General features: G+C 70.4%; 21 protein-coding genes. 8 read left to right on the top strand and 13 right to left on the bottom strand.

From position 1 onward, the window contains the following. Positions 1–75: 75 nt before the first annotated feature. The 8 genes from lptB to ASF44_RS07555 all read right to left on the bottom strand — a co-directional run bounded on the left by lptB (position 76) and on the right by ASF44_RS07555 (position 7,281). Positions 76–852, bottom strand: coding sequence for an LPS export ABC transporter ATP-binding protein (lptB, locus tag ASF44_RS07590; protein ID WP_056898604.1), 777 nt, complete (start codon positions 850–852; stop codon positions 76–78). Position 853: 1 nt separating this feature from the next. After that, the gene (gene lptA, locus ASF44_RS07585) at positions 854–1,471 is read right to left on the bottom strand and encodes a lipopolysaccharide transport periplasmic protein LptA (protein WP_056898603.1); all 618 of its coding nucleotides are present in this window, start codon (positions 1,469–1,471) and stop codon (positions 854–856) included. A gap of 103 nt (positions 1,472–1,574) precedes the next feature. After that, a complete protein-coding gene (locus ASF44_RS07580; protein WP_056898602.1) occupies positions 1,575–2,219 on the bottom strand; it encodes a thiol:disulfide interchange protein DsbA/DsbL in 645 nt (214 codons plus the stop codon). A 49-nt stretch (positions 2,220–2,268) separates the two neighbouring features. Then, a complete protein-coding gene (locus ASF44_RS07575) occupies positions 2,269–2,991 on the bottom strand; it encodes an SPOR domain-containing protein (RefSeq protein ID WP_056898601.1) in 723 nt (240 codons plus the stop codon). Between the two features lie 7 nt (positions 2,992–2,998). After that, positions 2,999–4,672 (bottom strand): arginine--tRNA ligase, encoded by a 1,674-nt coding sequence (argS, locus tag ASF44_RS07570; protein WP_056898600.1) that lies wholly within the window; start codon positions 4,670–4,672, stop codon positions 2,999–3,001. Positions 4,673–4,724: 52 nt separating this feature from the next. Next, a complete protein-coding gene (locus ASF44_RS07565) occupies positions 4,725–5,288 on the bottom strand; it encodes a DUF4286 family protein (RefSeq protein ID WP_056898599.1) in 564 nt (187 codons plus the stop codon). Further along, entirely contained in the window at positions 5,281–6,315 is a 1,035-nt protein-coding gene (locus ASF44_RS07560) for a zinc-binding dehydrogenase (RefSeq protein ID WP_056898737.1), read from the bottom strand. Before ASF44_RS07560 ends, ASF44_RS07565 begins: the two co-directional genes overlap by 8 nt. Before the next feature lie 9 nt (positions 6,316–6,324). Beyond that, on the bottom strand, positions 6,325–7,281 hold the full coding sequence (locus ASF44_RS07555; RefSeq protein WP_056898598.1) for a tripartite tricarboxylate transporter substrate binding protein: 957 nt from the start codon (positions 7,279–7,281) through the stop codon (positions 6,325–6,327). Between the two features lie 111 nt (positions 7,282–7,392). Here ASF44_RS07555 and ASF44_RS07550 point away from each other — a divergent pair, with 111 nt between their 5' ends. From ASF44_RS07550 to ASF44_RS07540, 3 genes are all read left to right on the top strand, one after another. After that, positions 7,393–8,298 carry a LysR family transcriptional regulator gene (locus ASF44_RS07550; protein WP_056898597.1) on the top strand — a complete coding sequence of 302 codons (906 nt, stop codon included), beginning with the start codon at positions 7,393–7,395 and terminating at the stop codon, positions 8,296–8,298. A gap of 92 nt (positions 8,299–8,390) precedes the next feature. Further along, entirely contained in the window at positions 8,391–8,828 is a 438-nt protein-coding gene (locus tag ASF44_RS07545) for a PsiF family protein (protein ID WP_056898596.1), read from the top strand. Between the two features lie 139 nt (positions 8,829–8,967). Next, positions 8,968–11,448: a PAS domain-containing protein gene (locus tag ASF44_RS07540; protein WP_082524587.1), complete on the top strand. Its 2,481-nt coding sequence runs from the start codon at positions 8,968–8,970 to the stop codon at positions 11,446–11,448. A 109-nt stretch (positions 11,449–11,557) separates the two neighbouring features. Here ASF44_RS07540 and ASF44_RS07535 read toward each other — a convergent pair whose 3' ends face one another. Then, on the bottom strand, positions 11,558–12,010 hold the full coding sequence (locus ASF44_RS07535) for a DUF2214 family protein (protein WP_056898594.1): 453 nt from the start codon (positions 12,008–12,010) through the stop codon (positions 11,558–11,560). A 196-nt stretch (positions 12,011–12,206) separates the two neighbouring features. Then, complete coding sequence (locus ASF44_RS33080; protein WP_255358193.1) at positions 12,207–12,338, bottom strand: hypothetical protein; 132 nt, start codon at positions 12,336–12,338, stop codon at positions 12,207–12,209. 142 nt (positions 12,339–12,480) lie between these two features. On the opposite strand from ASF44_RS33080, the gene ASF44_RS07530 reads away from it, so the two are divergent. Genes ASF44_RS07530 through ASF44_RS07510 form a run of 5 tightly spaced genes read left to right on the top strand, consistent with a single transcriptional unit; the run spans position 12,481 to position 17,476 of the window. After that, positions 12,481–15,093 carry a TonB-dependent receptor gene (locus tag ASF44_RS07530; RefSeq protein ID WP_235579159.1) on the top strand — a complete coding sequence of 871 codons (2,613 nt, stop codon included), beginning with the start codon at positions 12,481–12,483 and terminating at the stop codon, positions 15,091–15,093. A gap of 35 nt (positions 15,094–15,128) precedes the next feature. Continuing rightward, the gene (locus ASF44_RS07525; RefSeq protein ID WP_056898593.1) at positions 15,129–15,668 is read left to right on the top strand and encodes an EF-hand domain-containing protein; all 540 of its coding nucleotides are present in this window, start codon (positions 15,129–15,131) and stop codon (positions 15,666–15,668) included. An 8-nt stretch (positions 15,669–15,676) separates the two neighbouring features. Further along, positions 15,677–15,946 carry a DUF2271 domain-containing protein gene (locus ASF44_RS33250; RefSeq protein ID WP_056898592.1) on the top strand — a complete coding sequence of 90 codons (270 nt, stop codon included), beginning with the start codon at positions 15,677–15,679 and terminating at the stop codon, positions 15,944–15,946. Between the two features lie 24 nt (positions 15,947–15,970). Continuing rightward, positions 15,971–17,110, top strand: coding sequence for a YncE family protein (locus ASF44_RS07515; protein ID WP_082524586.1), 1,140 nt, complete (start codon positions 15,971–15,973; stop codon positions 17,108–17,110). Between the two features lie 12 nt (positions 17,111–17,122). Next, positions 17,123–17,476 (top strand): hypothetical protein, encoded by a 354-nt coding sequence (locus ASF44_RS07510; RefSeq protein WP_056898591.1) that lies wholly within the window; start codon positions 17,123–17,125, stop codon positions 17,474–17,476. A gap of 19 nt (positions 17,477–17,495) precedes the next feature. Here ASF44_RS07510 and ASF44_RS07505 read toward each other — a convergent pair whose 3' ends face one another. From ASF44_RS07505 to ASF44_RS07495, 3 genes are all read right to left on the bottom strand, one after another. Further along, the gene (locus ASF44_RS07505; protein WP_056898590.1) at positions 17,496–18,416 is read right to left on the bottom strand and encodes a LysR family transcriptional regulator; all 921 of its coding nucleotides are present in this window, start codon (positions 18,414–18,416) and stop codon (positions 17,496–17,498) included. A 91-nt stretch (positions 18,417–18,507) separates the two neighbouring features. Beyond that, complete coding sequence (locus ASF44_RS07500; protein WP_082524585.1) at positions 18,508–19,488, bottom strand: tripartite tricarboxylate transporter substrate binding protein; 981 nt, start codon at positions 19,486–19,488, stop codon at positions 18,508–18,510. Positions 19,489–19,555: 67 nt separating this feature from the next. Beyond that, positions 19,556–22,504 (bottom strand): DNA topoisomerase III, encoded by a 2,949-nt coding sequence (locus ASF44_RS07495; RefSeq protein WP_056898589.1) that lies wholly within the window; start codon positions 22,502–22,504, stop codon positions 19,556–19,558. Between the last annotated feature and the right edge of the window lie 185 nt (positions 22,505–22,689).

The following is a 22,689-nucleotide window of genomic DNA, read 5'->3' as shown; positions in this document are numbered from 1 at the left end:
CGGGCCGCCCCAAGGCGCGAGCCCCCCCGCGGGGGGCAGCGCAGTACACGAAGTGACAAGCGTGGGGGCCATGGCCTACATGCGGAAGTGCTCGCCGAGATACACCCGGCGCACCTCGGCGTTGTCGACGATCTCGGCCGGCGTGCCCTTGGCCAGCACCCGCCCCTCGCTGATGATGTAGGCGTGGTCGCAGATGCCCAGGGTCTCGCGCACGTTGTGGTCGGTGATCAGCACGCCGATGCCGCGGCCCTTGAGGAAGCTCACGATGCGCTGGATCTCGATCACGGCGATCGGGTCGATGCCGGCGAAAGGCTCGTCCAGCAGGATGAAGCGCGGCTGCGTGGCCAGCGCGCGCGCGATCTCCACGCGGCGGCGCTCGCCGCCGGACAGCGCCAGCGCCGAGGAATCGCGCAGGTGGTCCACGCGCAGGTCCTGCAGCAAGCCGGTCAGGCGCTCATCGATCTCCTGGCGGCTGAAGGCCTTGCCCTCGGGCGTGCGCTGCAGCTCCAGCACGGCGCGCACGTTGTCCTCGACCGACAGCTTGCGGAAGATCGACGCTTCCTGCGGCAGGTAGGACAGGCCTAGGCTGGAGCGCCGGTGGATGGGCATGTGCTCCACCGACTGGCCGTCGATGGAGATGTGGCCGCCGTCGGCGCGCACCAGCCCCACGATCATGTAGAACGAGGTGGTCTTGCCCGCGCCGTTGGGCCCGAGCAGGCCCACCACCTCGCCCTTGTTGACGGTCAGGGAGACGTCGTGCACGACCTTGCGGCTGCCGTACGACTTCTCCAGCTGGCGCGCGACCAGCCGGCTGCCGGCCACGTCTGCGAAGGCGCTGTCCGCGGCCCCCACCTCAGTTCTTCTCCCCGCCCAGCCGGGTGCTGGGCTTGAGCGGCGCGGCCGGCTGCGCCGGGGCGGCCGGCTTCGGCGCGCTGGCAGCGGGCGTCGGCGTCAGCATCGCGCGCACGCGCCCGCCGGAGCCGGCGCTGCCCGGCTTGGCCGCATCCACGGTGAAGACCTCGGTGACGTTGTCGTAGACGATGACGTTGCCCGTCACCTCGTCGTTCATGGTGCTGCCCACGTAGCGGCGCATCACGGCACGGCGGATGAAGGTGACCTTGTCGGCCTTGCCGTCGTACTCGATGACCTCGCCCTCGCCCTCGATGTACTCGTCCACCGCCTCGCGTTTCTGCCGGTAGTAGGCCAGCTGGCCCGGCGCCGCGGTGATGGTGCCGAACTGGTAGCCCTGGGCGTCCTTGCGCACGTCCACCCGTGCGCCGCGCGCCACGATGGTGCCCTTGGTCACGACCACGCGGCCCGTGAACACATTGACCTGCTTGAGGTCGTCGTAGCGCATGGCATCGGCCTCGATGTTCATGGGCTTGTCGCGGTCGGCGCGTTCGGCCAGCGCCAGTCCGGAAGACAGGGCGAGGGCCAGGCTGACGAGGAGGTGGGCGGAGGTGGGTTTCATGAAAGGCACGAATCTTGCTCGGCCATTGTAACGGGCGCGGACGAATGCAAAAACGACATGGCCCGCGTCAGCGGGCCATTGTGCAGTGCAATATTGCTGCAGTCTACGACTTGGTCTTGCGCAGTTCGCCCAGCAGTTGGTCGGTGACGGTCAGGGCGCGGCCCATGGACTGGGCCAGCGTGCCGTCGGTGTAGAAACGGCCGTTGATGCCCATGGCCGGCACGCCGGCCAGCTTGTAGGCATCCTGCAGCTGCGTGGCCTTGCGCACCTTGGTGGCCACGTTGAACGAGTTGTAGGTCTCGGTGAACTTGGCCTTGTCCAGCCCCTGGGTGGCGGCCCAGGCGATCACCGTGTCGTCGCTGTTCAGGCGCTGCTTGTCGACGTGGATGGCGTAGAACGCCTTGCGGTGCAGCTCGTCGACCTTGCCCAGGGCTTCCAGCGTGTAGTAGAGCTTTTGCAGCGGGACGAAGTCGTTGCGGAAGGCCACCGGCGCGCGGCGGAAGGCCACATCCTTGGGCAGTTGCTTGACCCAGGCTTCCAGCGTCGGCTCGAAGGCGTTGCAGTGCGGGCAGGCATACCAGAAGAACTCGACCACCTCGATCTTGCCGGGCGGCGCTTCGGTGCCGGCCGGCTTGTCCAGCACCAGGTAGTCGGTGCCGGCCTTGGCTTGCGCCCACGCGGCAGGCGCCTGGGACAGGCCCAGGGCGGACACGGCCAGGCCGGCTTTCGAGAACTCACGACGTTTCATTGGTTTCAACTCCTAGGGCCGGTGTGAGCGGCGGCGGTCGCAAAAAGTTTCAGCGTTGTACGCGGACCAGGGCCGAATCGGCACCCGTGCTGTCCAGCCGCGTCTTGGTGCGTTCGGCATCCTCGCGCGAATGGTAGGGGCCCATGCGCACGCGGTAGACGGTGCGGCCGGCCTGCTCGCGCTCGGTCACGCGCGCCTCCAGGCCCATCATGGCCAGGCGGGCGCGCTGGGCCTCGGCATCGTCGGCGGTACGGAAGGCGCCGGCCTGCACGAAGTAGTCGAACGGATCGGCCGCGGCAGCCGCCGGCGCCGCCGCGGGCGCAGGCTTGGCCGCCGAGCGGGCACGCGCCAGGTCGCCGAGCGGGTCGGCCGACGGCGTGGCGGGCCGCGCCCCGGCAGGGGCGGCGGCGTCCGCGCGCGGCGCAGCGCCCGGGGCCGGCACGGCCGCCGTGGGCGGCACTGCCGGTGCGGCCGCTGGCGCGGAAGACGGCGCCGCCGGACGCGCCGGGTTGCGGCCATGCAGCGGCGCGTTGGGGTCCCAGTTCTGGTTCTTGCGGCTCTCGGCGTCGTCGTCGGCCGTGCGGCCCGACGGCGACTTGCCGCTCATGAAGGGCACCGGCACCTTGGTCACGTAGACCGCCATGGCCAGCGCGGCCACGAGCCCCACCACCACGCCGGCGATGAAGCCGACGATGGTGCCGCCGGTCTGCCCGCGTGCGGCCTTGGCGCCGGGCTTGGCGGCGGGCCGCTTGCGTTGTTGTGCTTGCGTCATCGTGGGATCACATTTTCTCGGGCGCGCTGACGCCCAGTTGCGCCAGGCCGTTGCGCAGCACCTGGGCGGTGGCCGCCACCAGGGCCACGCGCGCGGTGCGCACGGCGGGTTCGTCGACCAGGATGCGTTCGGCGTCGTAGTAGCTGTGGTAGCTGGACGCCAGCTCGCGCAGGTAGAAGCTCACGTCGTGCGGCGCGAAATCGGCCGCCGCGCTCGTCAGCATGTCGGGGTACCTGGCCAGCAGCTGCATCAGCGCATCGGCCTGCGGGCTCTGCAGCGCCGACAGGTCGGCGCCGGCCAGGCTGGCGCGGTCGCCGCCCCAGGCCGCCAGCACCGAGCAGATGCGCGCATGGGCGTACTGCACGTAGTAGACCGGGTTGTCGTTGCTCTGGGCGATGGCCAGGTCGACGTCGAACACGTACTCCGTGTCGGGCTTGCGCGAGAGCAGGAAGAAGCGCACGGCGTCCTTGCTGGTCCACTCGACCAGGTCGCGCAGCGTCACGTAGCTGCCGGCGCGCTTGGAGATCTTGACCTCCTGGCCGCCGCGCATCACGCGCACCATGGTGTGCAGCACGTAGTCGGGGTAGCCCTCGGGAATGCCCACGCCGACCGCCTGCAGCCCGGCGCGCACGCGCGCGATGGTGCCGTGGTGGTCGGTGCCCTGGATGTTGACGACCTTGGTGAAGCCGCGCTCCCACTTGGCGATGTGGTAGGCCACGTCGGGCACGAAGTAGGTGTAGCCGCCTTCGGACTTGCGCATCACGCGGTCCTTGTCGTCGCCGTAGTCGGTCGACCTGAGCCACAGCGCGCCATCCTTCTCGTAGGTCTTGCCCGAGGCCTGCATGCGGGCCACGGCGTCGTCGACGCGGCCCGAGGTGTACAGGCTGGACTCCAGGTAGAAGTTGTCGAAACGCACCTGGAAGGCCTTCAAGTCCAGGTCCTGCTCGCGGCGCAGGTAGGCCACGGCGAATTCGCGCACCGAATCGAGGTCGTCCACGTTGCCGCTGGCCGTGACCTCGCGGTCGTCCGCCTTGACGGTCTTCTTCGCGAGGAAGTCGGCGGCGATGTCGCCGATGTAGTCGCCGTTGTAGGCCGCCTCGGGCCAGCCGGCGTCGCCGGGCTTGACGCCCTTGGCGCGCAGCTGCGTGGAATTGGCCAGCGTGGCGATCTGCACGCCGGCGTCGTTGTAGTAGAACTCGCGCCACACGTCCCAGCCCTGCGACTGGTACAGGTTGCAGATGGCGTCGCCCAGCGCCGCCTGGCGGCCATGGCCCACGTGCAGCGGGCCCGTCGGGTTGGCCGAGACGAATTCGACCAGCACCTTGCGGCCATTGGACGGCTGCATGCCGAAGCGCTCGCCCTGGGCCAGCACCTCGCGCACGACCTGCTGGCGGGCCTCGGGCTTGAGCTTGAGGTTCAGGAAGCCAGGGCCGGCGATGTCGACGGCCGCGACCCACTGCGCCACGGCCGGCTGCGCCAGCAGCGCGGCGCGCAGTTGCTCGCCGACCTGCCGCGGGTTGAGCTTGAGCGGCTTGGCCAGCTGCATGGCCGCGGTGCAGGCCAGGTCGCCGTGGGCGGCGACCTTGGGCGTTTCAAAGGCCGCGCGGGCGCTGGCGCCGGGGGAAACCTGCTCCAGCGCGGTGCCCAGTGCGGCCAGCAATTCTTGTTTGACGGAGAACATCCACGGGATTTTAGGTGGCGGCCGCTGCGCGCTTCAGCGCCGCCACGGGCGCTCAGCGCGCGCCGACGGGCAATGCGGCGTAGACCATGGCACCGGGCACGGCGGCAGCCGGGCGTTCGGGCAGGCCGGCGGCCAGAAGCCAGCTGCCCCGCACCGCATGTTCCTGCCCGCCTTGCAGCCAGGGCAGCGGCGCGGCATCGGGCAGGCGCTCGGCCAGCAGGGCGCCCGGCACCGGCTGCGGCGGGGCGTCCAGGGTCTGCACGCGCAAGCCCTCGCCCGCGGGCGCGCCGTGCGGCGCCTGCAGCGCGCAGACCCAGCGCGACAGCTGGCCCAGGTGCGGGCGCATGCGCGCGCTCCAGGGGGTGGGCTCGCGCAGCAGGCGCTGGTAGGCGTCTTCGGCCAGCACGCGGGCGTCGCGCAGGCCATACAGCGTCAGGTAGCGCGGGCCGGGCTGCGGCCAGAAGGCGGCGTAGCGCCGCGCCCACAGCATGCCCGGCACCGTGAGGCGTTCGGGCACGTGTTCCTCGGCGTGCCAGCGGTTGTACTCGGCCTCGTGTTCGGGTGCGACGCCGTTCCACAGCGCCAGAAGGGCCGTGGCCTGCGGCTTTTCAGGCATCGCCCGCCTCCGGGCACAGCAGCACCTTGCTGGCCTGCTTGCCGTGCGCGAGCGCGAAGCCCTCGTGCGCCCGGGCCAGCGGCAGCACGTGGCTGACCATGGGGCGCAGCACCGCGTCCATCTCGCCCATCAGCGCCAGCGCCAGCGGCCAGTCGGATTCGGGCGGGCGGAACGAGCCGCGCAGCTGCTGCTGGTTGCGCACCAGCGGCGTCAGGTCCAGCGCGAGCGGCCGGGCGTGGATGCCGGTCACCACCACGATGCCATTGCGGCGCAGCAGGGCCAGCGCCTCGGTGATGGTCTCGGGCACGCCGGTGGCCTCGAACACGAGGTCGAAGGGCGCGCCGCCGGTGTGGGCGCGCGTGCCGTCGGCCAGCGACTGCGCCTTCACGTCGACCAGCGCATCGAAGCCCATGGCGCGCAGCGCGTCGAAGCGGGCCGCGTCGTCGTAGCCGCTGACCACGACCTGGCTGGCGCCCGCGCGGCGCGCCAGTGCCGCGATGCCCTGGCCGATGGTGCCTGGCCCCATGACCAGCACGCGCAGGCCCGCCACGTCGCCCGCGATGCGCAGCGCCTGCATGGAGATCGTCAGCGGCTCGGTCAGCGCGGCCATCTCGTCGCTGAGGCTGTCGGGCACGGGCACGCAGTTGCGCTGCGGCACCCGCACCCAGGGCGCGAAGGCACCATCGCGCGTCATGCCGATGCCGCGGCGGCGCTCGCAGGCGTCGTGCCGGCCCTCCGTGCAGGCGGCGCAGCTGCCGCAGGTGACCGAGGGCCGCACCACCACGCGGCGCCCGGCCAGCGGGCCGGACTGCGCCACGCCGACGAATTCGTGCCCGATGGTGACGGGGATGCTGGGCGCGATGAAGGCGTAGCTCGGCGTCCAGTCGTCCACGTGCAGGTCGCTGCCGCAGATGCCGGTGGCGCGCACGCGCACCAACACCTCGTCGGAGGCCGCATCCACGACGGGCACCGGCACGTCGACCAGTTCGAGTCCCGCCGCGGCGCGGGTTTTCTGGAAGGCTTGCATGGCGAGCATTCAATCGACGGTGATGCCGACCTTCTGGATGATCGCGCCCCACTTCTTGCCCTCGGCGGCGATGAAGCCCTTGAAGCTGTCGGCCGTGCCGCCGCCGATGATGAGCCCCTGCTTGGCGAAGGCCTCGCGCACACCGGCGTCCTGCATCACCGCGTTCACGTCAGCGTTGATGCGGGCGACCAGCTCGGGCGGCGTGCCGGCGGCCGTGAACAGGCCGTTCCAGGCCAGCGCCTCGAACCCCGGGTAGCCCTGCTCGGCCACGGTGGGCAGGTCGGGCATGCCCTCGCTGCGCTTGAGGCTGGTGGCGGCCAGCAGCCGGATGCGGCCGCTCTGGATCAGCGGCAGCAAGGCCGGCGCCACCGTGAACAGCCCATGCGTCTCGCCCGAGGCCAGCGACAGGCCGGCCGGCGGCGAGCCGGCGAAGGGCACGTGCGTGGCCTCGAAGCCAGCCGTGCTGCGGAACAGCTCCATCGTGAGGTGCGAGGAACTGCCGGCGCCGACCGAGGCGTAGCTGACCTTGCCGTTCTGCTGCCTGGCCCAGGCCACGTACTCGGGCAGCGTCTTCGCCGGGTTGCCCGCCGGCACCGCCAGCACGTTGGGCTGCGAGGAGGTCAGCACGATGGGCAGCAGGTCGCGCGCCGGGTCGTAGCTCATCTTCCTGTACATGTAGGGTCCGAACGCGATCGGCCCGTTGAAGCCGATGCCCAGCGTGTAGCCATCGGCCGGCGCCTTGGCGACCATGGCCATGCCCAGCATGCCACCGGCACCGGCCTTGTTGTCCACCACCACGGGCTGCTTCCAGCGATCGCGCAGCTTGTCGCCCAGCGTGCGGGCGATGAAGTCGAGCGAGCTGCCGGCCGGCGCGGGCACGACCAGCTTGACGGGCCTGGCCGGCCAGTCCTGCGCCGTGGCCGCCAGGGCCAGGCTGCCGATCACGAGGGCGAGAAATCTCTTCATGGGGCTTGTCTCCGGAGTAAAGGGGTCGGGGCGGATTCTCGGCACACGCCCGCAATATTCCAAACACCGTTCGGGTATGGTTTCCATATTCACGAGGTATAGGGGGCACCCATGGAACTGCGGCACCTGCGCTACTTCATCGCCGTGGCCGAGACCGGCAGCCTGAGCCGCGCCGCCGAGAAGCTGTTCATCGCGCAGCCGCCGCTGTCGGTGCAGATCCGCCAGCTGGAGGAGGAGATGGGCACGCCGCTGTTCGTGCGCCACCCCAAGGGCGTGCGGCTGACGGCGGCGGGCGAGGCGCTGATGCCCGAGGCCCGCGCGCTGCTCGACCGCGCCGGCCACCTGAAGGACCGGCTGCAAGGCGACGGCGCCGGCGGCGTGCTGTCGCTGGGCTACGTGCCCTCGGCCAGCAGCACCGTGCTGCCGCAGCTGGTGCGCCTGCTGCGCGCCACGCACCCGGGCCTGCGCATCGAGCTGCGCGAGATGATCAGCAGCGCGCAGACAGAGGCCCTGGTCGCCGGCCACCTGGATGCGGGCATCGCGCGCAGCCCGGGCCGGCATCCGCGCGTGGTGGCGCCGGCGCAGATGGACGATCCGTTCTGCCTGGCATCGCCCGCCGCGCAGCCGCCACAAGAGCGCGCGGCCATCGACCTGCGCGGGTTTTCCGAGCAGGACTTCGTCGCCTTCACGCGGCACCGCGGCCCGGCCTACTTCGACCAGTCGATCCACCTGTGCGCGCGCGCCGGCTTCAGCCCGCGCATCCGCTACGAGGCCAGCACCGTGCACGGCGTGCTCGACCTCGTGGGGGCGGGCCTGGGCCACGCGCTGGTGCCGCAGTCGGCCGTGCTGCTCGGGCGCACGGGCATCGCGCTGCGGCGCATCCGCAGCCCGTCGCAGGACCAGGTGCTGGCGCTGCTGCGCCGCAAGGGCGACACGCGCGCCGCGCCGCAGTGGCTGGACGAGGCCGTGCAGACCATCTTTGCGCAGATGGCGCAACGCATGGCCACGGAACTGTGAGAGCCGGTCATCCGCAGGCAGCCGGCGGCGTTAGAGTCGTGCCGGCTGCCATTGCCGGCCAGCCTCTCTTCAACGCATTCGAAGGACACTCCATGTTGAAAACCGCCTCCCTGATCCTGGCCGCGGCATGCGCCCTGTCGCTCGGCAGCGCCCATGCGGCCGATGACGCCAAGCCGGCCACCAAGCTCGGCGCCTGCAGCAAGGAGGCCGCCGCCAAGGGCCTCAAGGGCGATGAACGCAACAAGTACCTGTCGGACTGCAACAAGGGCCTGACCGCCGCCGCGCCCGCCGCAGCCGGCAAGGGCGGCTCCAAGCTGGGTGCCTGCAGCAAGGAGGCCGCGGCCAAGGGACTCAAGGGCGACGAACGCAACCAGTTCTTGTCCGATTGCAACAAGGGCGTGACGGCCGCCGCGCCGGCCGCAGCGGGCAAGCCCGCCTCCAAGCTGGGTGCCTGCAGCAAGGAAGCCGCGGCCAAGGGACTCAAGGGCGACGAGCGCAACAAGTACCTGTCGGACTGCAACAAGGCCTGACCGGGCCAGGCACCGCAACGGCCCGGGCCTGCGCCCTGGCGTTCGCCGGGCTTGCGCCCGGTGGACAGCGCCGCCGGCGTGCGGCGCAGGGCTTGCCGCAACCCACAATGGCGCATCCAACAGACCTGGAGCCACGAGATTGCCAACCCCCGAACCACCACCGTTCCTCGCAGGAGGCGGCCGTGCCACGGAACTGATCCTTGCCAGGGATTGGACCGGCCACCCATTGGGCCTGCCCGATGCGTGGCCCGAGGGCCTGAAGGTTGCGCTGAGCCTGGTCGTCAACTCGCCGGAGTCGATGATCCTGTGCTGGGGCCCGGAGCTGCATTTCTTCTTCAACGAAACCTACATTCCCCTGCTGGGGCCGCGCGTCGATTGGGCCATGGGCTCGCCGTTCGACGAGGTCTGGGCCGACGCACTCGCGCAGGCCCATCCCATCATCGCAGCCGCGATGGCCGGGCAGAGCCAGCGCTTCAACGATCTGCCCTGGAAACTGGCGACCGACCGGGGACAGGCCGACACGTGGTGGACGTTCTCGTACTCCCGCATCCTCGGGCCGGACGGCGCGATTGCAGGCCTCTTCATCTTCACCAACGAGACCACGAACAAGGTGCTGGCAGACGCGGCGCTGAAGGACAGCAACGAGCAGCTGCGCCTGGTGATCGAAGGCGCGAAGGACCATGCGATCTTCACCGTCGACCCGGCAGGGCACATCACCACCTGGTCCGCGGGTGCGCAAGCCATCTTCGGCTGGACGGCGCAGGAGGCGCTGGGCCAGTCGGTGGCCCTGGTCTTCACGCCGCAAGACGTGGCGGACGGCGCGCACGTGCGCGAACTGACGTTGGCGGCGCGGACCGGCCATGCCCACGACGAGCGATGGCACATCACCAAGTCGGGGCGCCGCGTGTTCATGAACGGCTCGGTCCACCCGCTGCCCGACGACACCGACGGCCAGCCGCGGGGCTTCATCAAGATCGCGCGGGACGACACCGTGCGGCAGGAGGCCGCGGCGGCGCGGGCGCAGGAAGTCGAGCGGCAACGGCTGAGCCTGCAGCAGATGCCCGGCTTCGTCGGCATCCTGTCCGGCCCCGAACACCGCTACGAGTACGTGAACGACGCCTACGTCGCGATTTCGGGCGAGCGCGATTTCCTGGGCCGCACCGTGCGCGAGGTGTTTCCCGAACTGGCCGGCCAGGGCTTCTACGAGCTGCTCGACCAGGTGTACGCGACCGGGACGGCGTACACGGCACGTGCGATGCCGCTGCACCTGGACAACCGCACCGCGAGCGAAGCCGACCGGTTCATCGACTTCGTCTACGAGCCGATCCGCGATGCATCGGGCGCAGTCAGCGGCGTGTTCGCCGGTGGCTACGACGTGACGGACCAGGTGCGCGCGCAACGGCAGCTGGCCGAGGCCAACCTCGGGCTGGAGCAGCGCGTCGACGCCACCGTGCGCCATCTGATGGCGGCCGAGGAAGCCCTGCGCCAGGCCCAGAAGATGGAGGCCGTCGGCCAGTTGACCGGCGGTCTCGCCCACGACTTCAACAACCTCCTGGGTGGCATCACCAGCTCGCTGGAGCTGGTGCAGCGCCACATCGCCCAGGGCCGCATCGCCGATGTCGACCGCTATGTGGTGGCGGCCCAGGGGGCTGCGCGCCGGGCGGCCGCGCTCACGCACCGGCTGCTGGCCTTCTCGCGCCGGCAGACGCTCGACCCGAAGATCGTCGATGTCAACCTGCTGGTGGCAGGCCTGGAAGACCTGGTGCGGCGCACGGTCGGGCCCAGCATCGAGGTGACGGTGGTCGGCTCCGCCAGCCTGTGGCCGACGCTGGTCGACGCACCGCAGCTGGAGAGCGCCTTGCTCAACCTGTGCATCAACGCCCGCGATGCCATGCCCGACGGAGGGCGCATCACCATCGAGACGGCCAACCGCTGGCTGGACGGCCAGGCGGCGAAGACGCTCACGATGGCCGAAGGCCAGTACATCTCGCTGTCCGTGACCGACACCGGCACCGGCATGACGCCCGAGGTCATGGCCAGGGCCTTCGAGCCCTTCTTCACCACCAAGCCGCTGGGCCAGGGCACCGGGCTGGGCCTGTCGATGATCTACGGCTTCGCGCAGCAGTCGGGCGGGCAGGTCCGCATCTACTCGGAAGTGGGAGCCGGCACCACCGTCAGCATCTACCTCGCACGCAGCACCGCGTCGGCCGAACCCGCGGAGCTGCCCGCGCTCGAAACGGTGGGGCGTGCCAGCGTGGGCGAGACCGTGCTGCTCGTGGAGGACGAGCCCACCATCCGCATGGCGGTGACGGACGAACTGGGCGAGCTGGGCTACACGGTGCTGGAGGCGAGCGACGGCAAGACCGCGCTGCGGGCCCTGCAATCGGGCGCGCACATCGACCTGTTGCTCACCGACGTGGGCCTGCCCGGGGGCATGAACGGGCGCCAGATCGCCGATGCGGCGCGCACGGCCCTTCCCGGCCTGAAGGTGCTCTTCATCACGGGCTACGCCGAGAACGCGATGATCGGCGACGGGCAGCTGGAGCCCGGGATGGCCGTGCTGACCAAGCCCTTCTCGCTCGAAGAACTGGGAATCCGCATCCGGGAGATGCTTTCCTGAACCAGCCGCCACGCGCGGCACGGACCGTGGGCGCGCCGTGCACCGGCGGCCTGCGCCCGGCAGCGCCCCGCAGCGTCCCGCAACCGGGCAGTGCCGCGGGCCGGCGCCTCTACTTGCCGAAGCCGCGCGCGAGGAACACCGCCGCCAGCGCCACCAGCGGGATCAGGTGGGCCTGCGCCATGACGGTCTTGCGCATGCTGCGCACCTCGGCCTCGGGCGGCAGCGCACCCGTCGCGCGCAGCTGGCGGCGCCAGCGCAGGTAGGTCAGCGTGGGCTTGATGGACATCAGGCCGATCACCACGAACAGCGTGACCTTGCCGTGCAGCAGCGGGTTGGACCAGTACCACCCCATGCCCTTGGCGCCCCAGGCCGAGCGCGCCAGGCCGGTCAGCAGCACAGCCACCGAAGCGATGCCGTAGAGCATGTCCACGCGCGCAAGCCGCTCGACCACGCGCGCGTTCATCCACTCCACGCGGCACAACGCGGCCTCGCTGGAGAGAAACACCACCATCGCGAAGATGGCGACCCAGTGCACGTAGGCGAGAACGGTTTCAAGAATCATCGACGAGGCTCGGATGTGTAGGGCGGCGACGACGACATTTTGCAGGCCACGCGCCGCACTGCGCACCGGACCGCGCCGTGTGGGGTTCTCGACACAGTTGCTTACCGCCCGGTGTAAGATGAGAACAATTCTTGTTTAGATGCGGGCGGTGTTTCGCTCCGCCGAACGGAGCCCCCTTGTCCGCGGCCCAGTCCCTTCACTCCAGCAACCAGCAGTTGATCCACACGCTGTGCAGCAAGCACCGCGGCTGGCTGCGGCGCAGGCTCGCCACAGAAACCGGCACGCTGCCCGTGCGGGTGGTCTGCCGCACGCGCTGGCGGGTCGCCATGCCCGCATCCTCGGCGCCACCGCCCAGCTGATTTTTTGCGGCACGCGGTTGTTCTTTTCATCTCGCGTGCCATGGCACCCAGAGCCAGCTTTCCCGCGCCGTGCGGAGCCAGCCACGCACTCCGTTCAAAGGAAAGCTCCGCATGCACCGACATCTCCGCGCTACCGTGCGCGCCCCGGCCTCGCCGCTCGCACAGGCCGCGCGCCAGGCCTTGCTGGCCATGGCCCTGGCCACCACCTGCCCGCCCGCCGCCCAGGCCCAGGACGCCGTTCCCGTGGCCGACTACAGCGTGCCGGCCGGCCCGCTCGGCGAAGCACTGGCCCGGTTCGCCGCCAGCGCAGGCGTGTCGGTGCAGCTCGACGCCACGCTGGTGGCCGGCCGTCGCAGCCAGGCGCTGGATGGCCGCTTCAGCGTGCGCGACGGCTTCGCGCATCTGCTGGCCGGCACCGGCCTGCAGGTGCAGGAGCGCAGCCGCGGCATCTGGGTGCTGCGCCAGGCCGCCAATGCACCGCAAGCGGTTGCCGCGGCCTCGCAGGTCGTGCTGCCCGAGGTCAAGGTCACCGCCGAGGCCGTGCGCCGGGAGGCCGGCACCCGCACCGTGCTGACGCAGGACGATGTCGAACGCACCGGCGGCAACAGCATCGCCGACGTGATCCGCTACCAGCCGCTCGTCGAAGCCCCAGGCACCGTGCAGGGCGCCACGCGCGGCGCCAGCCGCTACGACCGCAGCGGCACCACGGGCTACAACATCCGCGGCGTCGAGGGCAACCGCATCGGCCTGGACGTGGACGGCATCGAGATGCCCGACGCCGTCGGCCGCGCGCCAATGACCGCGCGCTCGGAAGATGGCACCTTCGGCATGGGCCGCGACTTCATCGACCCCTACCTGTACTCGTCGGTCGACATCCAGTCGGGCACCACCAATTCGCAGCGCACGGCCGGCGGCATTGGCGGCGCGGTCAGCTTTCGCAGCAAGTCGCCCGAGGACTACGTGCACGCCGACAAGCCGTTCTACGCCGGCGCCAGACTCGGCTTCAGCGAGGCCGACAGCGCCTGGGCCAAAGGCCTCACGCTGGCCGGCCAGCAGGGCGACCTCGGCGTGCTGCTGGCCTACTCGCGCCGCGACGGCAAGGAAACCAGGCCGAACAGCGACAGCGACACCGTCCGCGCAGCCCCGGAGGATTGGCATTCCGATGCGCTGCTGCTCAAGGGCGTGCTGCGCGTGAACCCGCAGCACAAGTTCGAGCTGTCGGCCGACCTCTACCGCAAGCAGAACGACTCGACCTTCGACAGCTGGAACAGCGCCGCCACGGCCATCACCGGCCTGTCGCGGCAGGATTCGCGCACCAGGCGCGACACCCTGTCCGCTGCCCACACCTGGACGCCAGGTGCCGGCGGCCCGTTCGACCAGGTCAACACCCGCGTCTTCGTGCAGAACACCGACATGGACGACCTCACGGACACCGTGACGCTGGCCACCGGCGCGCTCATCCGCGAGGTCTCGCAGAACACCACGCAACAGGCGGGCTTCTCCAGCGTGGCCGACAAGCGCATCGCCAACCACGCCATCAAGTTCGGCGTGAACTACTCGCGCAGCAGCAACGAGCACCCGTTCACGTCCACCGCAGCGAACGCAGCCGGCCAGCCCTTCCCCGACACGGTCACGCAGCGCGCAGGCGTGTTCATCCAGGACACCATCGACTTCCAGGTCGGCGGCCGCCGCCTGGCGGTGGTGCCGGGCCTGCGGGTGGACCGCGTCGACCCCCGCATCCGCAACACCGGCAGCTTCGGCAACAACCGCATCACGCAGGAAGAACTGGAAGAGATGTACGGCAAGGCGCCGGCGACCACCATCGTGAGCCCCAGCCTGGCGCTGCTCTACGACGTGACGCCGGGCCTCACGGCTTACGCGCAATACAAGCGCAGCGGCCGCGCGCCCACCAACAGCGAGATCTTCGGCTATTGGAACAGCGGCGGCGGCAGCTATGCGCTGCTCGGCGACCGCAACCTCAAGAAGGAAACCAGCAACGCCTTCGACGTCGGCCTGAAGGGCTCGCCGGTGCCGGGCGTCACGTTCGCCGGTTCGGTCTTCTACACCCAGTACGACGACTTCATCTCCTACACACGCTACACGCGCGCCAACAACCCCGAGAAGTTCGTCGACATCCAGGACAACCTCTCCATCCTGTACCAGGCCAGCAACCGCGACGAGGCCCACATCTACGGCACCGAACTCAGCGTGCGGCTGGACCATGGCACCTGGACGCCGGCCGCGCGTGGCCTGTACAGCACCTGGGCGCTGGGCTACAGCAAGGGCAGCGCCAAGTCGAGCTATGCAGGCGACAAGGACGTGCCGCTGGACACGGTGCAGCCGGGCAAGGCCATCGTCGGCATCGGCTACGAGGCACCCGAGAGGGCCTGGGGCCTGAACCTGACGGGCACCTTCGTGCGCGGCAAGCAGGCCATCGCCACCAACCGCCAGTCCTTCACCAACAACCCTGGCGCAGAGCTGACCGACTCGACGGTCACGCTGTTCCGGGTGCCGGGCTTCGCGCGCTTCGACATCGCCGGCTACTGGCGCATCAACAAGAACGTGCGCGTCAACGCCGGCATCTTCAACCTGACCGACAAGCGCTACTGGGCCTACAGCAACACGCGCAGCCTGCAGCCGGCGCTGCCGCAGGACCGCCAGCAGATCGAGGTGTCCACCGCGCCGGGCCGCACTGTGGCGGTCAACCTGAACGTGGACTTCTGATTCCTCCCGCCCATCCACCCACCGGAGAACCACCCATGACAACACGCACCACATCCCTGCTCGCGGCCCTGGCCGCCACTGCCCTGCTGTCGGCCTGCGCCGGCGGGCCCAGCGGCAACGCTGCGCCCACGTCGGTGGCTGCGGCCCAGAACCAGCCGGCCCGCCCTGCCGGCGGCCACGGCCTGGACGCCTTCCTGGGCAGCTACGACGCCAACCGCGACGGCCAGGTCACGCGCGCCGAGTTCGACGCCATCCGCCTGCAGCGCTTCAAGGCCGCCGACACCAACGGCGACGGCGTGCTGAGCGAGGCCGAATACGTGGCCGAGTTCGAAGGCCGGCTCAAGCGCCAGTACTTCGACCAAGGCCGCCAGCCCGATGCCGCCTACGAGAACAACATCAAGCAGGCGCACACGCGCTTTGGCATCGTCAACCGCGCGCGCGACGGCAAGTTCACCTGGGCCGAAGACCAGGCGATTGCCGACAAGACCTTCACGGGCCTGGACACCAATGGCGACGGCGTCGTCTCCAAGGCCGACCCGCAGCGCCCACGCGAGCAGCGCGCCGACAACGACTGAGCCCCACCATGGCACCCACCGCAGCACGCAACGCCTGGCTCGCCGGCGCGGCCATGACGCTGGCCACCGGGCCGGCGGCCGCGGCCACGCTGACGCTGCAGCTCACCCGGCCGGCAGGCACCTACCAGTTGGCCATCGAGGTCGCGCGCGAGAAGGGCGGGCGCGAGTTGTTGCGCGTGCCCTTCGCCTGGGGCGGCGGCGCCCAGAGGGCCGATGCACAGGGCAGCAAGGGAGCTCGCCAAGGTCAGCGTCTCCATCGCCCCTTGACCGCGCCTTGATCCACCACACACGGAACACACACCATGAAATCCATCCTTTCCTTCTCCCTGGCCGTGCTGGCCGCCGCGACCATCACGGCCTGCGGCACCTCGGCGCCAGTAGTCACGCAGAGCGCGCCCTACCAGGCCGTGCAGGCCGCGCAGATCCAGCGCGCGGCCGTGGCGCCCTCGCTCTACGAGCTGGCCTACTCGGCGCGCCAGAACGCCTTGTTCGTGGCCTCGTCCGGCGGCTTTGGCGACGGCGCCGGCCCGAGCAAGGTGCTGCGCCTGGACCCGAAGACGCTGGCCGTGCAGGCAGAGATCCAGCTGCCGCTGCGCGGCTTCGGCGTGGCGCTGGACGACGCCGCCAACCGGCTCTACGTGGGCAACACCACCGAGGGCTCCGTCACCGTGGTCGACACCGCCACCAACCAGGTCGTCAAGACCGTGCCGTTGATGGCCAAGGCCAAGGGCGCGGACGGCAAGGAGAAGTTCCCGCACCACCTGCGCGAGCTCGTGCTCGACCCGGCCAACGGCCGCCTCTACGCGCCGGGCCTGGGCGCGGACGGCAGCGCGCTGTACGTCATGAACACGCGCACGTTGGCACTGGAGAAGGTGATCCCGGGCTTCGGCGCCATCGCCACCGGCATCGCGCTGGACGCGGCCAACAACCGGCTGTTCGTCTCCAACCTGCGCGGCCGCCTGCACGAGGTCGACACGCGCACGCTGGCGATCGCCAGGAGCCACACCCCTGGTGCCGACCAGATGCTGAACCTGGCCTACGACGCGCAAGGCAAGCGCCTGTTCGCCACCGACCAGGGCCTGGCCAGCATCAGCGAAAGGCGCCAGAAGGCCGAGCCCGGCTTCACGCCCACGCCGGGCAACCGCGTCGTCGTGCTCGACCCTGCGACGGCCCGCATCACGGCCAGCCTGCCCACCGGCGACGGCCCGATCGCGCCGCTGCTGGACGCACCGCGCCAGCGCCTGTACGTGAGCAACCGCGGTGGCGGCAGCGTCAGCGTGTTCGACACCGCCAGCCACAAGCTGCTGCAGACCATCGCGCTGCCTTCGCACCCCAACAGCCTGGCGCTGGACAGCCGCAACAACGTGCTCTACGTGACCGTGAAGAACGGCCGCGACGATGCCAAGGGCAGCAACGAGAGCGTGGTGCGCATCGCGTTCTGATGGCGGGCTGACATGCGCGCGTTCTGGCTGCGCCAACTGGCCTGGCTGCTGTTCGGCGAGCGCACGCGGCGCAGCGATGCGCTGTACGACGCGCCGCTGCAGGACTGGCTGGCCAACGGCGTGCTGCAGCGGCTGGACCGGGCCTTCTCGCGCGACGCGGATGCGCCGGCGCACCACGTGCAGGACCTGCTGGGCCTGCACGGCGCGCTGCTGCGCGACTGGGTGGGCCGCGGCGCCGCCGTGTACGTCTGCGGCCAGCGCAAGGGCATGCCGCAGGGCGTGGACACCGCGCTGCGCCGCGCCTTGGGCGATGCGCTGCTGGAGCAGCTGGCGGCCGGCGGCCGCTACCGCCGCGACGTGTACTGAAACCGGAACGCGCGCGCCGTCACAGGCCCCAGAACCCCGGCTGCGCGTACTGCGCCTTCAGGAAGTCCAGCCACAGCCGCACCCGCAGCGGCAGGTGCTTGCGCTGCGGGAACACGGCATAGATGCCGTTGGGCGGCGCGGCGAAATCGTCGAGCACGGGCACCAGCAGGCCGGCCGCGATCTCGGCCTCCACCTCCCAGGTGCTGCGCCAGGCGATGCCATAGCCGGCCAGGCACCAGTCGTGCAGCACCTGCCCGTCCGAGCAGTCCAGCGGGCCGCCGGGCTTGAGGTGCACGACCTCGCGCGCATCGCCCGCGCCAGGGATCACGAAGGCCCAGCCGCGCGTCTGCGAGGCGTCACTGGACAAGGTCAGGCAGGCGAAGCGCGGCAGGTCCGACGGGTGGCGCGGCGTGCCGTGGCGACGCAGGAACTCCCTGGTCGCCACGCAACGGCGCCGGTTGTCGGCCAGCCGGATGCTGACGAGCGAGGAATCGGGCAGGTCGCCCACGCGCACCGCGCAGTCGAAGCTCTCGCCCGGCAGGTCGACCACGCGGTCGCTGAGGTTCAGCGAGATCGTCACTTCGGGGTGCAGTTCGTGGAAGCGCGGCACCAGCGGCGCCACATGCCGGCGGCCGAAACCGGCCGGCGCCGTCACGCGCAGGTGGCCGCTGGCCTTGACGCCGCCGGCCCCGACGCTGGCCTCGGCATTGGCCAGCTCGACCAGCAGGCGCTGGCAGTCCTCCAGGAAGGCCGTGCCCTCGTAGGTCAGCGAGATGCGCCGCGTGGTGCGCACCAGCAGGCGCACGCCCAGCCGCTCCTCCAGCGCGTCGAGCCGGCGCCCCATGATGGCCGGCGCCACGCCCTCGGCCTTGGCCGCTGCCGTCAGGCTGCCGCGCGCAGCCACGGACACGAACGACTCCAGCTGTTTCAGTCTGTCCATGGGCGCATTATCGAAGGCGCCCCGGGTGCCTCGGGGCCATGGTGCCCGCGGTGGACGACGCCGCCGCGCGCCCGGCCCGGCCTGGTCCGGGTCAGTCGGCCGTGGCGCCCGAGGCCTTCACGGCCACGCCCCACTTGGCGATCTCGCTCGCGATGAAGCGGTCGAATTCCGGGCCCGTGGTGGGCGCCGCCTCGGAGCCGCGGTCGCGGATGAACTTCACCATGGCATCGCTGCGCAGGATCTCGACGACCTCCTGGTTGAGCCGCTCCACGATCTCGGCCGGCGTGCCCTTGGGCGCCATCAGGCCGAGCCAGCCCACGGCTTCGAAGTCCTTGAGCCCGGCGACGCCGCTCTCGCGCACGGCCGGCACGTCCGGCAACTGGCTGGAGCGCGTGGCCGAGGTCACGGCCAGCGGCACGGCGCGCCCGGCCTGGATGTTGGCCAGCGCCGCGGTGACCGAGTCGACCATCAGCGGCACCTGGTTGCCCAGGAAGTCGGCCTGGGCCGGGCCGCTGCCGCGGTAGGGGATGTGGGTGATGAACACGCCGGCCTGGGCCTTGAGCATCTCGCCCGACAGGTGCTGCGAGCCGCCGATGCCGGCGCTGGCGTAGTTGAGCCGGCCCGGCGCGGCCTTGGCCTGCTGCACCATCTGCGGCAGGGTCTTGATGCCGGAAGCCGGCGTGGCCAGGAACACCAGCGGCACCTTGGCGATCAGCGAGATGCCGGCCAGGTCCTTGGCCGGGTCGTAGGCGAGCTTCCTGTACAGCGTCTGGTTCACCGCCATGGCGCTGCCGGCGACCAGCAGCGTGTAGCCATCCGGCGCGGCGCGCGCCACCATCTCGGTGCCGATGTTGCTGCCCGCGCCGGCCTTGTTGTCGATGACGATGGGCTGGCCCAGGCGCTTGCCGAGTTGCTCGGCCAGGGCGCGCGCGAAGATGTCCGAGGCCTGGCCGGGCGGGAAGGGCACGACCATGCGGATCGGCTTCTCGGGCCAGGCCGCATGGGCCAGCGGCGCCAGCACGGACAGGGCAAGGCCTGCGAGCAGGCTGCGGCGGGCAAAGGGGATGCGCATGGTGTGTCTCCAGGTCAAAAGAAAAAAGCGCAGGAGCGTCGCCGCTCCTGCGCCCGTCGCGCAAGGCTCAGGAGGTCAGGTGCTTGCCGAGGATGCCGGCCAGCTCGAACATGGTGGCGCTGGGCTTGCCGAACACCGCCTGCAGGGCCGCGTCTGCCTTGATGCTGCGCTTGTCCTGGGGATCCTGCAGGCCCTTGGCCTTGATGTAGTCCCACAGCTTCTTGGTGGCCTCGGTGCGCAGCACGGGCGCATCGCCGATCACCGCGGCCAACGCGGCGCTGGGCTTGAGGCCCGTGCCGGCCGTGGCCTTGCGCGGTGTCTTGGCGGCTGCCGTCTTGGTGGCCGGGGCCTTCTTCGCCGCCGCGGCCTTCTTGGCCGGCGCCGCCTTCTTGGCGGCAAAGGCTGCGCCCTTGCGCGGCGGGAACTTCGAATCGCGCGGCTCGAACTCGAAGGTCACCTTGCCCTCGTCCTTGTTCCAGGCCAGGAAGGCCTTGAAGCTGCGCCGCGTGCGCATGCTCACGAACTTGTCGAGCAGGTCGGTCTTGCCCTCGGCCAGCAGCTTGCGCACCTGGGCCTCGTCCACCGGTTGCTGCAGGATGACCTTGCCGGTCTTGAAGTCGCACGTGGGCTGGGCCTGCTCGGGCGTGGGCACCGAATGCGCGCAGATGTAGTTGCTGCCGAACTCGAACACGCCGGCGCCGCACTTCGGGCAGGGCCCCAGGTTGGGCTGGCCGCTGAAGTCGACGATCTCGCCGGTCTCTGCCGGGTCCTTGTCGTCGTCGCCGAAGTCGAATTCCAGTTTCCAGTTCTTGTCGTCCTCGCTGAAGGCCAGGCGGATCTCGGCCACGAAGGGCCAGCCGGCCTTGGAGCGGAAGCCCTCCAGCGGGCCGATGTGCTTGTCGCGCACCAGGGCCTCGGCCTCGGCGATCTCGAAGGTGCGCCCCGCGGGCGACTTGGTGAACGAGAAGCCGCAGGCGCCGTCGCCGCTGCCCTTGGGGCCAGTGCAGGCATAGCGGCGGTAGTTCTCCTTCACCACGCCGGCGCAGTTGGGGCAGGGCGCGGACAGCTGGGCGTAGTCGCCCGGCACGGTGTCGCGGTCGTACTCCTTGGCCTTCTTGACGATGTGCTCGGTCATCTGCGCGATCTCGCGCATGAAGGCGTCGCGGCTCAGCGCGCCCTTCTCCATCTGGGCCAGCTTGTATTCCCACTCGCCCGTGAGTTCGGCCTTGGAGAGCTCCTCCACGCCCAGGCCGCGCAGCAGCGTCATGAGCTGGAAGGCCTTGGCCGTGGGGATCAGCTCGCGGCCTTCGCGCAGCATGTATTTTTCGCCCAGCAGGCCTTCGATGATGGCCGCGCGCGTGGCCGGGGTGCCTAGGCCTTTTTCCTGCATGGCCTCGCGCAGTTCCTCGTCGTCTATGAGCTTGCCGGCGCCTTCCATGGCGCCCAGCAGCGTGGCTTCGCTGTAGCGTGCCGGCGGGCGGGTGCGCAGGCCCTTGGCCTCGGCCGATGCCACGCGCACCGTCTCACCGGGCTGCACGGGCACCAGGCGCTTGCCGCCTTCCTTCTCGTCGTCCTCGCCCTCGGCTTCCTTGCCGTAGATGGCCATCCAGCCCGGCTTGACCAGCACCTTGCCGTCGGAGCGGAAGGCGTACTTCCTGCCCGGCGTCTCGACCGTGCTGATGCGCGTCGTGACCTGGAATTCGGCGCTCGGGAAGAACACGGACAGGAAGCGGCGCACGACGAAGTCGTACAGCCGCTGCTCGGCATCGGACAGGCCGCTGGGCGCCTGCAGCGTGGGGATGATGGCGAAGTGGTCCGACACCTTCGCGTTGTCGAACACGCGCTTGCTGGGCTTCACGTAGTTGCCGTCGATGGCCTGCTGGGCGAACGGGGCCAGGTGCTTCATGCCGCTGCCGGCCAGCATCTTCATGGTGTCCTTGACCACGGGCAGGTAGTCCTCGGGCAGCGCGCGCGAGTCGGTCCGCGGGTAGGTCAGGGCCTTGTGGCGCTCGTACAGGCTCTGCGCCAGCGCCAGCGTGGTCTTGGCCGAGAAGCCGAAGCGGCTGTTGGCCTCGCGCTGCAGCGAGGTCAGGTCGAACAGCAGGCCGCTGGCCTGCGTGGTGGGCTTGCTCTCTTCGGTGACGGTGGCCGGCTGGCCGCGTGCGGCGTCGGCGATCGCCTGGGCATCGCGGGCGTTCCAGACGCGGTCGGCACGCTGCTCGGGATCAGGTTCGCCGTTCGGCAGCAAGGGCGCGGCGGCCTTCTTGAACGCCGGGTCGAAGTACTTGCCGGCGTACTGGCCGGCCTGGGCGTCGAACAGGCCGTGGATCTCCCAGTAGTCGCGGCTCACGAACTTGCGGATCTGCTCCTCGCGCTCGACCACCACCGACAGCGTGGGCGTCTGCACGCGGCCCACGGTGGTCAGGAAGAAGCCGCCGTCGCGCGAGTTGAAGGCCGTCATGGCCCGCGTGCCGTTGATGCCGACCAGCCAGTCGGCCTCCGAGCGCGAGCGCGCGGCGTCGGCCAGGCCCTGCATCTGCGCTTCGCTGCGCAGGCGGTCGAAGCCGTCGCGGATGGCCTGCGGCGTCATGGACTGCAGCCACAGGCGCTTGATGGGCTTGCCCAGCGGCTTGGCGCCGCCTGCGTACTGCTCGATCAGGCGGAAGATCAGCTCGCCCTCGCGCCCCGCGTCACAGGCGTTCACGAGCGCCGTGACGTCCTTGCGCTTGGCCTGCTTGACGACGGCGTTGAGCCGCGACTTGGTCTTGTCGACGGGCTTCAGGTCGAAGTGCGGCGGGATCACGGGCAGGTGGGCGAAGCTCCACTTGCCGCGCTTGACGTCGTACTGCTCGGGCGCCTGGATCTCCACCAGGTGGCCGACCGCGCTGGTCACGACGTAGCCGTCGCTCTCGAAATGGTCGTCGTGCTTGTCGAACTTGCCGGCCACCGGGGTGAGTGCGCGCACGATGTCCTGCGCCACCGACGGCTTTTCGGCGATCACCAAGGTCTTGGTCATATAGAAACTCTGCGATGTCCTTCTGCGGCGCCGGCCCGCGGGCATGCCAGCCGGAGCGCCTTCCAAAATTTGTGCCGAATGTAATTCAGCAGGCCACAGGCCCCGCGCCCCAGGGGGCGAGGGCCGGGGAGGCGGCTCCTACAATCCGCCCCTCGCGCACATGCGCGCATGCCTTTTTTAAACTA

Origin of the sequence: Pseudorhodoferax sp. Leaf274, from assembly GCF_001422445.1 — a bacterium.
Classification (GTDB): domain Bacteria; phylum Pseudomonadota; class Gammaproteobacteria; order Burkholderiales; family Burkholderiaceae_C; genus Pseudorhodoferax.
Note: the sequence above shows the minus strand (reverse complement) of the source record. Positions and strands in the feature narration are given on the sequence as shown.